Source organism: Streptomyces sp. NPDC045287 (assembly GCF_056432325.1).
On sequence record NZ_JBWKJG010000007.1, the window covers coordinates 18,852 to 32,522 of the forward strand.

The following is a 13,671-nucleotide window of genomic DNA, read 5'->3' on the forward strand; positions in this document are numbered from 1 at the left end:
CGACCGGCGGAGCCGAATGTCGTGGCCTCAGCGGCCGGTCTTCGGGGCCTTCCAGCGGGCGATGCCGCGGGCCACCAGGTTGAGGATCATGACGAAGGCGATCAGGACGAGCGCGGCGGCCCAGGCGCGGGCCACGGCGGCGTCCGTGCCGACGGCGTACTGCTCGTACACGTAGAGGGGCAGCGACGCCTGGGCGCCTTCGAACGGGTTCGGGTTGATCAGCTTCGTACCGAAGACGAGGAGCAGCACGGGGGCCGTCTCGCCGGTGATACGGGCGATCGCGAGCATGACGCCCGTGGTGATGCCGCCGATCGCGGTCGGCAGGACCACCTTGAGGATCGTCTTCCACTTGGGGACGCCCAGCGCGAGGGACGCCTCGCGCAGCTCGTTCGGGACGAGCTTGAGCATCTCCTCCGTGGAGCGGACGACCACCGGCATCATCAGGATGGCCAGCGCCATCGAACCGGCGAAGCCGGAGGGCCCGAAGCCCAGCATCAGGTTCCAGGTGGCGAGGATGAAGAGGCCCGCGACGATGGACGGGACGCCCGTCATGACGTCGACGAAGAAGGTCACGGCCTGGGCCAGCCGGCCTCGGCCGTACTCGACCAGGTAGATCGCGGTCAGCATGCCGATCGGGGCGGCGATGACCGCGGCGATGGCGACCTGCTCGATGGTGCCGAGCAGCGCGTGGTAGACGCCGCCGCCCGTCTCGGCGTCGAGGACGCCGTTCATCGAGTGGGTGAGGAAGTACGGGTCGAGGACCTCCAGGCCCTTGCTCACCGTGACCCAGGAGAGGGAGGCGAGCGGGACGACGGCGAGGACGAAGCAGACCCAGACGAGGCTGGTCGCGACGCGGTCCTTGGCCTGGCGGGCGTTCTCGACCTTGGCGGTGATGGCGTACGTGGCGGCGACGAACAGCAGGGCGGAGATCATGCCCCACTGGACGCGGCTCTCCCAGCCGGCGGCGAGGCCGATGCCGACGCCGGCGGCGACGGAGCCGGCGGCTATGGCGGCCGGGGCCCAGCGCGGCATGCGCGCGTGGGCGAGCGGGGAGTGGTGGCGCACGGGGACGGCGGCCGGGCGCTGGTCCTGGATGACGTGGCTCATGCGTTGGCCCCCGAGTACTCCTTGCGGCGCGCGATGATCCAGCGGGCGGCGCCGTTGACCAGCAGCGTGATGACGAAGAGGACGAGACCGGAGGCGATCAGCGCGTCGCGGCCGTACTCGTTCGCCTCGTTGAACTTGGCGGCGATGTTCTGCGCGAACGTGCCGCCGCCCGGGTCGAGGAGGCGCCCGGAGATGATGAAGTTGGGGGAGAGGACGACGGCGACGGCCATCGTCTCGCCGAGCGCGCGGCCCAGACCCAGCATGGAGGCGCTGATGATGCCGGAGCGGCCGAACGGCAGGACCGACATGCGGATGGTCTCCCAGCGGGTCGCGCCGAGGGCCAGGGCGGCCTCCTCGTGCATGCGCGGGACCTGGAGGAAGACCTCGCGGGTGACGTTGGTGATGATCGGCAGGATCATGATCGCCAGCAGGATGCCGACGGTGAACATGTTCCGCGCGACGCCCTCGCCGGACTTGTCGAAGACGTACGTCCAGCCCATGTACTGGTCGAGCCACTTGTTGAGGCCGTCCAGGTAGGGCACGAGGAATATCGCGCCCCACAGGCCGTAGATGATGCTCGGCACGGCGGCGAGCAGGTCGACGACGTACGCGAGCGGCGTGGCGAGCCGGCGCGGCGCGTAGTGCGAGATGAACAGCGCGATGCCGATGGCGACCGGCACGGCGATGACCATGGCGATGACCGAGCTGACGATCGTGCCGAAGGCCAGGACGGCGATGCCGAAGACGGGCGGGTTCCCGGCCGGGTTCCACTCGGACGTGGTGAGGAAGTTGCCCTCGTTGTCGGCGATGGCGAGGACCGCGCGGTACGTCAGGAAGACGGCGATCGCCGCCATGATCACCAGCAGGGTGATGCCGGAACCGCGGGACAGCCCGAGGAAGATCCGGTCACCGGCCTGGGACGGGGAGGTCGACTTCGGGGACGCTAGCGGGTCCCGCCCGGAGGGCGGCGGGGTGTGTGTGGTGGCTGTGGCCATCGTTGTGTTCTCCGGTCTGCGAAGCCGTGGCGGCTTCTGGCGGCGGTGCACCGGATGCCGGGGCCGGCCCGGCCCCGAGGGTGGGTGGGCCGGCCCCGGCGGGGTCGTCAGGAGAGCGTGGGGACGATCTCGCGGACCTTGGCCGCGATCTCGGCCGGCAGCGGGGCGTAGCCCGCGTCGGCGAGGACCTTCTGGCCCTCCTCACTGGCCGTGTAGTTGAGGAACGCCTTCAGGGTCGGCAGCGTTTCCGCCTTGTTGCCCTTGTCGCAGGCGATCTCGTACGTGACGAGGATGATCGGGTAGGCGCCTTCGGCCTTGGTCTTGTAGTCGAGGGACAGGGCCAGGTCGCTGCCCGTGCCCTTGATCTTGGCGGCGGCGATGGCCTTGGAGGCGTTCTCCGTGGTGGCCTCGACCGGCTGGGCGGCGCCCGTGTTCAGCTTGACCGTGTTGATGCTGCTGGCGGTGGCGTACGAGAGCTCGAAGTAGCCGATCGCGCCGTTGGTGTCCTTGACGGCGGCGGCGACGCCGGACGAGCCGTTCGCGGCCTGGCCGCCGGGGGCGGGCCACGACTTCGTCTTCGGGTCGTGCTTCCAGTCGGCGGCGGCGGCCTCGCTGAGGTACTTGCCGAGGTTCTGCGTGGTGCCGGACTCGTCGGAGCGGTGGAAGGCCTGGATCGCCACGTCGGGCAGCTTGGCGCCCGGGTTCAGCTTGGCGATGGCGGGGTCGTTCCACTTCTTGATCTTCGAGTCGAAGATCTTGGCGAGGGTGGAGGCGTCGAGGACGAGGTCGTCCACGCCGTCCAGCTTGTAACCGATGGCGACGGGGCCGCCGACCATCGGGAGGTTGACGCCCTTGCCACCCTTGCAGATCTTCTGCGACTCGGCGACCTCCTCCTCCTTCAGGGCGGAGTCGGAGCCGGCGAACGCGACCTGGCCCTGGTTGAACTTGGTGATGCCGCCACCGGAGCCGATGGCCTGGTAGTTCACCTCGACGCCCTCGCAGGCCGCCTGGAAGTTCTTGACCCACAGGTCCATGGCGTTCTTCTGGGCGGTCGAGCCCGCCGCGAGGAGCTGGCCCTTGGCGCCGGCGCAGTCGATGTCCGACGCGGCGGCGGTCTTCTTCGCCCCGTCCGGGCTCGTGTTGTCGTCCGAACCACACGCCGTGAGAACCAGGGCGCCGGAGACGGCGAGGGCGCCGAGCGCGGTGGCGCGAAGCCCGGTCTTGCGATGAAGCTTCACTTTCGGGTGTTCCTTCCAGTAACCGCCGGACTGCGTGGCCGTATGGAGGCTGGTGTCGTGATCCATGTCCATGGCCGGTTGTACGACGGCGTGTGTCGGGGTGGGTGGTGGTGGCGTCTGTCGGTCACCTCGTACGGCTGAAATTAGGCAGATCAGGTGAAGTGGTCGGCGGGGGCGAGTGAACGCGAGGTGAACCGTGCTGTAAGTGCCGGTGAGTATCCCCGGAGGCTGCTCCCACTCGTCCCACCTGCCCCGTACGCCACAGGCTGACCAGGCGGCGCGGGCCGGTCGGGGGGAGGCGGCCGGAGGGGAGGAGGGCACGGACCGGCCAGGACCGGTCGGTGGTCACGGAGCGTTGAGGGGCGGGCAGGACCGGTGAGGGGTCGCGGAGGGGGCGGCGTGGACCGGTGAGGGGTCACGGAGCGTTGTGGGGCGGCGAGGACCGGTCGGGGGTCATCGAGTGTCAGGAGCGGCAGAGGCCGGCCGGGACCGGCCAGGACCGGCCGGGAGTCACCGAGCGGCCAGGAACCAGGTGACCAGGACGCGGTCCTGGGGGTGGCTCAGCAGCCGCCGCGCCTCCTCCGGGGGGAGCCACCGCACGGCGTCGACCTCCCGGTTGGGCGTGAAGGCCCCCGGCCCGGCCTCCGCCGACCAGTACGTGACCTCCTTCTCCCGCGCACCCGTCCAGTAGCGGACCGTGCCGAGCAGGGCGCCCGGCTCGCACGCGTGACCCGTCTCCTCGCGGACCTCCCGCACCGCCGCCGCCCGCAGCTCCTCCCCGGCCTTCACCTTGCCCTTCGGGAACGACCAGTCGTCGTGCTCGGGCCGGTGGATCAGGCACACCTCCACCGCGCCGTCCGCCGCCCGGCGCCACAGGACGCAGCCGGCCGCCCGGACGACCCCGGCGCGGCCGCTCACCGCGCCGTCACCGCCGTGCGCCGCCAGGCGTGGTGGAAGGCGAGGCGGGCGGCCTCCACCTCGTGGCGCTGGTCGGCGTGGAGGACGCCGAGGGTGTACGCCGTCGCCGGGGCGATGCGCGGCGTGCGTGCGGCCGTCGCGGCGGCGACCGCGGCCTCGGCGGCGTCCCGGTGCCGGTCCAGCGCGGTCGCCGCCTCGTACAGCTCGGGGGCCGGGGAGCACCGCACCTCCAGGGCGTACCGGTGGAGGCGCAGCAGGAGCCGTGCCTGGTGCCAGGGCGCGTCCTGGTGCTCGCCGCCCACGGCGGGGCTCATGGGGAGGGCCGCCACGGCCTCCAGCAGGCGCCGCTCCACCGTCTCGGCGGGGACCGGCAGGACCTCCTCGGCGGGGGACGACGCGGCGGGCCCGAGCGGCACCTCCGACGCCAGCAGCGCCACCGCGTCGGCGACCGCGTGGAACCGGGACGAGCCCAGCGCCTCCAGGGCCGCCGAGTGGGCGCGCGTCCGGGCGAGGGTGAGCTGTCGTTCCAGCAGGGCGCCGGCGCGGGCGGCGCCCATCGTGATCGCCCCGCCCCCGGTCCGCGACGTCCCCGCGCGGGCGCCCCTCGGCGCCGGTACGGGCCCCCCGGTCAGCCGGGACAGCGCGTCGACGAGCCGGACGAGCCGGGACGTGCAGGCGTGCTCCTGGGCGAGCGTGCCGGACAGCCAGGCCAGCTCGGTGCGCAGGCCGTCCGCCCAGGCCCCGTCCAGGAGGGGGCGGTAGGTGTGCAGGGTCCCGCTGATGCGCCGGGCGGCGGCGCGCAGCGACCGGGTGGCCTCCTCCGCGCCGACCGTGTCGGAGCCGTTGCTCTCCGTGTGCAGGCGCAGGGCGCGCAGGAAGTCGTTGGCCCGGGCGTGGAGGTACGGCGCCAGGACCTCGCCGGCGGTCGCCTGGTGGTCAGGGTTGTGCACGTCGGCGCCTCCGGGCGTCTATGAGCATCTCCTGGACGTGCCGCAGCGGCCGGCCGTCCGCGTCCGTCGAGTGCCGGGTCCACTCGCCGTCCGGGCCGAGGTGCCACGACGAGGTCGTGTCGGCCATGCCGGTCTCCAGCAGTCGGGTCAGGGAGGCGCGGTGGGCCGGGTCGGCGACCCGTACGAGCGCCTCTATGCGGCGGTCGAGGTTGCGGTGCATCATGTCGGCGCTGCCGAGCCACACCTCGGGCTCCCCGCCGTTGCAGAAGGCGAAGACGCGGGAGTGCTCCAGGAAGCGGCCGAGGACGGAGCGGACCCGGATGTTCTCCGACAGGCCGACGACGCCGGGGCGCAGGGCGCAGATGCCGCGGACCCAGACGTCGACGGGCACGCCGGCCTGCGAGGCGCGGTAACAGGCGTCGATGACGGCCTCGTCGACCATCGAGTTGACCTTGATGCGGATGTACGCGGGGCGTCCCGCCCGGTGGTGGACGATCTCCTTGTGGATCCGCGACACGAGGCCGTCGCGCAGCGACTTGGGCGCGACGAGCAGGCGGCGGTAGGTCTCGCGGCGCGAGTAGCCGGACAGCCGGTTGAACAGGTCGGAGAGGTCGGCGCCGACCTGCGGGTCGGCGGTGAGCAGGCCGAGGTCCTCGTAGAGGCGGGCGGTCTTGGGGTGGTAGTTGCCGGTGCCGACGTGCGAGTACCGGCGCAGCATCTCGCCCTCCTGGCGGACGACCAGGGACAGCTTGCAGTGGGTCTTCAGCCCGACCAGGCCGTACACGACGTGGCAGCCGGCCTCCTCCAGCTTGCGGGCCCACTTGATGTTGGCCTGCTCGTCGAAGCGGGCTTTGATCTCGACGAGGACGAGGACCTGCTTGCCGGCTTCGGCGGCGTCGATCAGGGCGTCGACTATCGGCGAGTCGCCGGAGGTGCGGTACAGCGTCTGCTTGATCGCGAGGACGTCCGGGTCGGCGGCGGCCTGCTCCAGGAAGGCCTGCACGGAGGTGGAGAAGCTGTCGTACGGGTGGTGCAGCAGCACGTCCCGCTCGCGCAGGGCGGCGAAGATGTCGGGCGCGGACGCCGACTCGACCTCGGACAGGTCGCGGTGGGTGCCCGCCACGAACTTGGGGTACTTCAGCTCGGGCCGGTCCTGGCCCGCCATCCCGAACAGCCCGGTCAGGTCGAGCGGGCCGGGCAGCGGGTACACCTCGGCGTCGGAGACCTTCAGCTCCCGTACGAGGAGGTCGAGGACGTACGGGTCGATGGACTCCTCCACCTCCAGCCGCACCGGCGGGCCGAAGCGGCGCCGCATGAGCTCCTTCTCCAGGGCCTTGAGCAGGTTCTCGGCGTCGTCCTCCTCGACCTCCAGGTCCTCGTTGCGGGTCACCCGGAACATGTGGTGGGCCAGCACCTCCATGCCGGGGAACAGCTCCTCCAGGTGCGCGGCGATGACGTCCTCCAGCGGTACGTACCGCTGCGGCGACGCCTCCAGGAACCGCGTCAGCAGCGGCGGCACCTTCACGCGCGCGAAGTGGCGGTGGCCGCTGACCGGGTTGCGGACGACGACGGCGAGGTTCAGGGAGAGCCCGGAGATGTACGGGAAGGGGTGCGCGGGGTCCACGGCCAGCGGCGTGAGCACCGGGAAGATCTGCTGCCGGAACAGCGTGAAGAGGCGCGCCTGCTCCTTCTCGGTCAGGTCGGGCCAGCGGACGAGGTGGATGCCCTCGTCGGCCAGGGCCGGGGCGACGTCCTGCTGGAAGCAGGCGGCGTGCCGGGCCATGAGCTCGCGCGAGCGGGTCCATATCAGGTCGAGGACCTCGCGGGGCTGGAGCCCGGACGCGGAGCGGGTGGCGACGCCGGTGGCGATGCGGCGCTTGAGGCCGGCGACCCGGACCATGAAGAACTCGTCGAGGTTCGAGGCGAAGATCGCCAGGAAGTTGGCCCGCTCCAGGAGGGGCGTCGTGGGGTCCTCGGCCAGTTCCAGGACGCGCTCGTTGAAGGCGAGCCAACTGCGCTCGCGGTCCAGGAACCGCCCCTCGGGCAGCTCCGCGCGCAGGCCGTCCCCGTCGTACGCGTCGAGGTCGGCGTCGAGGTCCGGCGAGAGGCCGGCGGGCGCGCCGGCGACGGCCTGCGGCCGGTGCGCGGCTATGGACCCCACGGACGGCTGCGCGTGCGGGGCGGACGGCTGTACCTGCGGGACCGGGACCTCTGCGGGCTGCTGGCTCATGACACCATTCTTCCGCGCCACAGGCTGGTCAGGCGCGTCGGAGCGGGCCGTGAAGGCGGACACGGCGGGCTTCATTGGCCGAGCTTCGCAAGCGTGTCTGAATGATCGGTGACGAGGACGTGACGTCCCGGGTGCGGGCGGGTGCGGGCGGAGTGTGTACGGAGCGTGTACGGGGGAGGTCCCTCCGGGTTCGCCCCTCTCCCGGCCCCTCTCTTCTCCCGGCCCGGTTCCGCTCGACCGGGGGCCCGATGCCGCTCGGCCGGGGCCTCGGCGGGGCGCGGGGGGCGGACGGGGAGCGGGCGCGGGGAGGGCGGACTCGCCCGCGCGCCCCGGGCTCGTGCGTCCTGCGCGCCCGGTGCTCGGCGTCCCGCGCCCGCGCGCCCGGTGTTCGGCGTCCCGCACCCGGCGCTCGGCGCTCGGCGTTCCGCCTCCGCGTGCCCCGCGTGCCCCGCGTGCCCCGCGTGCCCCGCGTGCCCCGCGCGACCGCCCTCCCCGTGCCCGACCCTCGTGCCCCGCGCCCCGCCGTGCGGGGTCCGCCGTGCCGGGGGCCGGGGCACGAGGGCCGGGGCACGGGGTGCGGGTCACGTCTCCGTGCGGTACATGAGGTCCACCTCGTGGGTGGCGAAGCCCATCCCCTCGTACACGCGCAGCGCCGCGGTGTTGTCGGCGTCGACGTACAGCATCGCCGTCGGCAGGCCCTGCGCGGCGAGGTGGCGCAGGCCGATCGCGGTGAGCGCCTTGCCGAGCCCCCCGCCCTGCGCGTCGGGGGCGATGCCGAGGACGTACACCTCGCCGAGCCGCTCCTCGGCGTGCGTCTTCGTCCAGTGGAAGCCGATCAGGGTGCCGTCGGACTCGCGCTCGGCGAGGAAGAAGCCCTTCGGGTCGAACCACGGCTCGTTCTTGCGGTCGTCCAGGTCGCGCTGGGTCAGGGCGCCCTGCTCCGGGTGGTGTGCGAACGCGGCGGCGTTGACGGCGAGCCACGCGGCGTCGTCCTGGCCGGGGACGAACGTGCGGACCGTGACCCCGGCCGGCAGGTCCGGCTCGGGGATGTCGAGCGGGGCCAGGGGCCGACGGAGCTGCCGCAGCTCCCGGAAGAGGGTGAGGCCCAGCACCTGCGCCAGGTGGCGGGCGGCGGACTTGCCGCCGTGCGCCCACACGCGCAGCCGCTTCCCCGACTCCGCGAGCAGCGCCGAGCCGAGCGCCCGCCCGTGGCCGCGTCCGCGCTGCGCGGGGTCGACGACCAGCTCGGCGGCCGGGGCCTCGATCGGGTCGGTGTCCTCCAGCTGGGCGTAGCCGACGAGCCGGTCGGAGACGGAGAGCAGTAGGTGCCGCACGCCTTCGCGCCGCCCGCCGCCGCCCTCGGCGGAGTCGCCGTGCGCCGTGATGAAGGCTTTCAACTGGAGCCTGCCCTGCTCGGACACCGCCTGCATGCCGTCGGCGCGGGCGGCGTCGGCGAGCAGGTCGAGGACGTCCCGGGCCTGTTCGGGGGTGAGCTCGTCGAAGATCTCGATGCGGCGTCCCGCCTCGGGGGCTGTTGCGCGAACGTCAGTGGTCATGGGTACGAGCCTACGGCCGCGGGTAGCGGCCGTAGGGGGGATGGCAACCAGGTCGTAACCCGTTCCCCCCTGTTGCGCTACGCGCGTTGACCTTAGGCTGCGCTCGGCAGACCAGGAGCCATGACCTCGGCGTCCCCTGACGGCACGTAAGGTCATGTGGTGTCAAAGGGGAAAAACGGACAGATGTCAGCTACACGGCACAAGAAGCGCACGGGACGGCGGATACTCGCCACCGCGGCGGGCGTCGCCACCCTCGGCGCGCTCGTGGCGGCCCTCCCGGCCGGCGCGGCCGAGGAGGCCGGCGCGGGCGGCTGGGCGCACGGCAAGAAGGCGACCGGCCGCACCGTCGACGTGCAGCTGCTCTCCTTCAACGACCTGCACGGCAACCTGGAGCCCCCGGCCGGCTCCTCCGGCGAGGTCACGCACGTCCACGAGGACGGCACCACCGAGAAGATCAAGGCCGGTGGCGTCGAGTACCTGGCCACGCACCTGCGCGACGCCCGCAAGGGCAACCGGTACTCGATCACCGCGGCGGCCGGCGACATGATCGGCGCCTCCCCCCTGGTCTCCGGCCTGTTCCACGACGAGCCGACGATCGACGCGCTCAACAAGCTGAAGCTCGACGTCAGCTCGGTCGGCAACCACGAGTTCGACGAGGGCGCGGCCGAGCTGGCCCGCATCCAGAACGGCGGCTGCCATCCCACGGACGGCTGCGCCGAGGGCACGGCGTACGAGGGTGCCGCCTTCCCCTACCTGGCCGCGAACGTCACGGACGAGAAGACCGGCAAGCCGGTCCTCGACCCGTACTTCATCTGGCAGAAGGACGGCGTCCGCATCGGCTTCATCGGCGTCACCCTGGAGGGCACCCCGAACATCGTCAACGCCGAGGGCATCAAGGGCCTGAAGTTCGGCGACGAGGTCGAGACGATCAACAAGTACACGAAGGTCCTGGAGCGCAAGGGCGTCCGGTCCGTCGTCGCCCTGATCCACGAGGGCGGCGCGCCGGCCTCCTCGGCGTACAACTACGACTGCGACAGCCCCGGCCCGGGCGACGGCATCTCCGGCCCGGTCGTGGACATCGCCAAGAGGCTCAGCCCGCAGGTCGACGCCCTGGTCACCGGCCACACCCACCAGGCGTACGCGTGCACCGTCCCGGACCCGGCGGGCAAGCCGCGCACGGTCACCTCGGCGGCGTCGTTCGGCAAGCTGTACACCGACACGACCCTCACCTACGACCGCGCCACCAAGGACATCGTCCGCACGGCCGTCGCCTCCGCGAACCACGTGGTCACCCGCGACGTCCCCAAGGCCGCGGACATGACCGACCTGATCGCCAAGTGGAACGGCCTGGCCGCGCCGATCGCCAACCGCCCGGTGGGCCACATCGCCGCCGACATCAACGGCCGCGGTTCGAACGCGTACGAGAAGCCGCTCGGCGACCTGATCGCCGACGCGCAGTTGGAGGCCCTCGCCCCGGCCGACAAGGGCGGCGCGCAGATCGCCTTCATGAACCCGGGCGGCATCCGCGCCGACCTGGTGCACGCCAGGTCCGGCAGCGAGGCGGCGGACGGCGTCGTGACGTACGGCGAGGCGTACACCGTGCAGCCGTTCACCAACATGATGACCACCGTCGACCTGACCGGCGCGCAGATCATCACCGCGCTCCAGCAGCAGGTCAGCGGCGTGAACGAGGCGTCGCCGAAGATCCTCCAGGTGTCGAGGGGCTTCACGTACACGCTGGACATGACGAAGTCCGGCGCCGCCCGCGTCGACGTCTCCTCGGTGAAGCTGGACGGCCGGCCGCTGGACCCGGCCGGGACGTACCGCGTCGCGATGAACGAGTTCCTCTCCGGCGGCGGTGACGGCTTCGCGGCCCTCGGCCAGGGCACCGACAAGCTGGTCGGCGCCTCCGACCTGGAGGTCTTCATCGCCTACCTGAGCGCGCACTCCTCGGCGGAGGCCCCGCTGACGCCGCCCGCGGCGGACCGGATCACGGTCGTGAAGTAGGGCGTACGAGCGGAGCGGGGGCGGCGGACGGAACGGTCCGCCGCCCCCTTCTCTCCTCCCGCCCCGCGCGGCGGTGCCGGCCGTCCCGGCCCGCGCGTCCGCACCTTCCCGTACGACGCCGGGGCAGGGCGCCGGGGCAGGGCGCCGCCCGGCGCGGCCCGGTGCGGCCCGGTGCCGTCCCGCGGCCTTCCCCGGGCCCGGCCCGATCGGCCTGGCCCCAGCCCCGTACCCGGGCCGACCTTGCTCCCTGGCCCGGCCCCGGTCCGGTCGGCCTGGCCCCGGCCTCGTCCGGGCCCGGACGGTCCTGGCTCGGTCGGCTCGGCTTCGTACCCGGCCCCGGCCCGGCCCGGTGGACCTCGTACCTGGCCCGGCCCCGCACCCGGGCCCGACCCCGGCCCGGTCGGCCGGGCCCGGACGGCTCACCCCTGCGGCGCGCCCGGCTCCGGCGCGCCCGAAGTACCCGGCGCGCCCGGCCCCGGCGCGTCCGAAGTACCCGGCGCGTCCGAAGCGCCCGGTGGCGGCGTCGGGGCGCCCGGGAGGCGGATCTCCGCGCGCGTGCCGCCGCCCTCCGCCCGGACCAGGGCCACCTCGCCGCCGGCCTGCCGCACCGTGCGGGCCACGATCGACAGGCCCAGGCCCGAGCCGGGCAGGGAACGGGCCGACGGGGAGCGCCAGAACCGCTCGAAGACGTGCGGGAGCTCGTCCTCCGCGACACCGGGCCCGTGGTCCCGCACCGTCACCACCCCGTCCACCAGCCGCACCTCCACGGTGCCGCCCGGCGGGGAGAACTTCACCGCGTTGTCCAGGACGTTGACCAGCGCCCGTTCCAGCGCCGCCGGCTCCGCCCGTACGAACCAGGGCCGCACGTCCCGCGTGAACTCCAGCTCCGGGCCGCGCAGCCGCGCCCGCCCGAGCGCCTGGTCGAGCACGTCGTGCAGCGCGACCACCTCCAGGCGGCCCGCCGCCACCGCGTCCGGCCTGGCCAGCTCCTGGAGGTCGCCGATCAGCGCCGCCAACTCCGTCATCTGCGCCTTCACGGACGCCATCAGCGCCCGCCGGTCCTCCGCCGGGATCGCCCGCCCGGTCTCCTCGATCCGGGCCAGCAGCTCGACGTTGGTCCGCAGCGACGTCAGCGGCGTCCGCAGCTCGTGCCCCGCGTCCGCGATGAGCTGCGCCTGCCGGTCGCGGGAGGACGCGAGCGCCGCGGTCATCGCGTTGAACGACCGCGACAGCCGGGCGATCTCGTCCTCGCCCTCCACCGGGATGCGCACCGTCAGGTCCTCGGTGCGCGCCACGTGCTCCACCGCGCCCGTCAGCCGGTCCACCGGCTTCAGCCCGGCCCGCGCCACCCACAGCCCCGCCGCGCCCGCGCCGACGACGCCTATCCCGGCGAGCGCGGTCAGCAGCAGCGCCAGCCGGCTCAGCGCGGCGTCGACCTCGGTCAGCGGACGCGCCAGCGACACCGCGACGGTCACCCGCGGCGCGACCCCCGGCACGCTCACCGTCTCCCGCACGGTGTGCACCCGCACGGTCTCCCCGCTGTCCGTGGTGGACGTGTGCAGCGCCTCCCGGGCCCGGCCCGCCGCGACGGCCACGTCCTCCGGCGTCACCTTCACCGCCCGCGAGTACCGCGCCACGCACCGCTCGCCGTCCGCCCCGACGAGCTGCGTGTACGCGAAGCCGGGCCGGTCCGGGGCGGGCGGCTCCGGCGACACCCCGGCCCGGCAGGTCACCAGCGCGTCCACCACCTGCTCCTGCAGCGCCGCCGTGTTCTCCAGCGACCGGTCCAGCTCGTCGAGCAACTGCGCCCGGGTGAGCAGCCAGGCCGCCACCGACACGGCCGCGACCGCCACGGCGACCGCCAACGACGTCAGCAGCGCCAGCCGGGAGCGCAGCGGCAGCGCGCGGAAGCGCCGTACGGGACCAGGGGTCACTCGCCGCCCCCGTCGCGCAGCACGTACCCCACCCCGCGCACGGTGTGCACCAGCCGCGGCTCGCCGCCCGCCTCGGTCTTGCGGCGCAGGTACATCACGTACACGTCGAGGGAGTTGGACGTCGGCTCGAAGTCGAAGCCCCACACGGCCTTGAGGATCTGCTCGCGGGTGAGCACCTGGCGCGGGTGGGCGAGGAACATCTCCAGCAGCGTGAACTCCGTCCGCGTCAGCTCGACCCGCCGTTCGCCGCGCGTCACCTCGCGGGTGGCGAGGTTCATCCGCAGGTCCCCGAAGGACAGCACGTCACCGGCGCCGCCCGGCCCGGCGGCCCCGCCCGCCGCGTACGAGCTGCGCCGCAGCAGCGCGCGGATGCGGGCGAACAGCTCGTCCAGTTCGAACGGCTTCACCAGGTAGTCGTCGGCGCCCGCGTCGAGGCCGGTGACCCGGTCGCCGACCGTGTCGCGGGCGGTGAGCATCAGGATCGGCACGGTCGAGCCGGACGCCCGGATGCGGCGGGCGGCGGTCAGCCCGTCCATGCGGGGCATCTGGATGTCGAGGACGACGAGGTCGGGCGCGTACGCCCCGATCTTCTCCAGCGCGTCGAGGCCGTCGACGGCGGTCAGCGTCCCGTACCCCTCGAAGGCCAGGCTGCGCCGGAGCGCTTCGCGGACGGCGGGCTCGTCGTCGACGACGAGGATGCGGTCGGGCTCGGCGGTGGTGTTCATGCGGATCAGCG

10 protein-coding genes are annotated in these 13,671 nt (G+C 73.3%); 1 reads left to right on the forward strand and 9 read right to left on the reverse strand.

The genetic code is table 11. The features are described 5' to 3' along the window. Positions 1–27: 27 nt before the first annotated feature. From pstA to mshD, 7 genes are all read right to left on the reverse strand, one after another. A complete protein-coding gene (pstA, locus tag AC07D6_RS13580; RefSeq protein ID WP_479044075.1) occupies positions 28–1,107 on the reverse strand; it encodes a phosphate ABC transporter permease PstA in 1,080 nt (359 codons plus the stop codon). Next, positions 1,104–2,102: a phosphate ABC transporter permease subunit PstC gene (gene pstC / locus AC07D6_RS13585; protein ID WP_315880253.1), complete on the reverse strand. Its 999-nt coding sequence runs from the start codon at positions 2,100–2,102 to the stop codon at positions 1,104–1,106. Before pstC ends, pstA begins: the two co-directional genes overlap by 4 nt. A gap of 107 nt (positions 2,103–2,209) precedes the next feature. Continuing rightward, complete coding sequence (pstS, locus tag AC07D6_RS13590) at positions 2,210–3,340, reverse strand: phosphate ABC transporter substrate-binding protein PstS (RefSeq protein WP_479044078.1); 1,131 nt, start codon at positions 3,338–3,340, stop codon at positions 2,210–2,212. Between the two features lie 510 nt (positions 3,341–3,850). Continuing rightward, a complete protein-coding gene (locus AC07D6_RS13595; RefSeq protein WP_315880251.1) occupies positions 3,851–4,258 on the reverse strand; it encodes an NUDIX hydrolase in 408 nt (135 codons plus the stop codon). After that, positions 4,255–5,208, reverse strand: a complete 954-nt coding sequence (locus AC07D6_RS13600; protein ID WP_479044080.1) for a CHAD domain-containing protein — start codon at positions 5,206–5,208, stop codon at positions 4,255–4,257. Before AC07D6_RS13600 ends, AC07D6_RS13595 begins: the two co-directional genes overlap by 4 nt. Further along, positions 5,195–7,438 (reverse strand): RNA degradosome polyphosphate kinase, encoded by a 2,244-nt coding sequence (locus tag AC07D6_RS13605; RefSeq protein WP_479044082.1) that lies wholly within the window; start codon positions 7,436–7,438, stop codon positions 5,195–5,197. Before AC07D6_RS13605 ends, AC07D6_RS13600 begins: the two co-directional genes overlap by 14 nt. A 581-nt stretch (positions 7,439–8,019) precedes the next feature. Then, positions 8,020–8,994, reverse strand: coding sequence for a mycothiol synthase (mshD, locus tag AC07D6_RS13610; RefSeq protein ID WP_479044084.1), 975 nt, complete (start codon positions 8,992–8,994; stop codon positions 8,020–8,022). A 183-nt stretch (positions 8,995–9,177) separates the two neighbouring features. Between mshD and AC07D6_RS13615 the strand changes: the two genes are divergently transcribed. Beyond that, positions 9,178–11,001 carry a bifunctional metallophosphatase/5'-nucleotidase gene (locus AC07D6_RS13615; protein ID WP_479044087.1) on the forward strand — a complete coding sequence of 608 codons (1,824 nt, stop codon included), beginning with the start codon at positions 9,178–9,180 and terminating at the stop codon, positions 10,999–11,001. 419 nt (positions 11,002–11,420) lie between these two features. Here AC07D6_RS13615 and AC07D6_RS13620 read toward each other — a convergent pair whose 3' ends face one another. Next, a complete protein-coding gene (locus AC07D6_RS13620; RefSeq protein WP_479044091.1) occupies positions 11,421–12,935 on the reverse strand; it encodes a sensor histidine kinase in 1,515 nt (504 codons plus the stop codon). Next, the gene (locus AC07D6_RS13625) at positions 12,932–13,660 is read right to left on the reverse strand and encodes a response regulator transcription factor (protein WP_315880245.1); all 729 of its coding nucleotides are present in this window, start codon (positions 13,658–13,660) and stop codon (positions 12,932–12,934) included. The genes AC07D6_RS13620 and AC07D6_RS13625 overlap by 4 nt, the downstream gene beginning before the upstream one ends. Between the last annotated feature and the right edge of the window lie 11 nt (positions 13,661–13,671).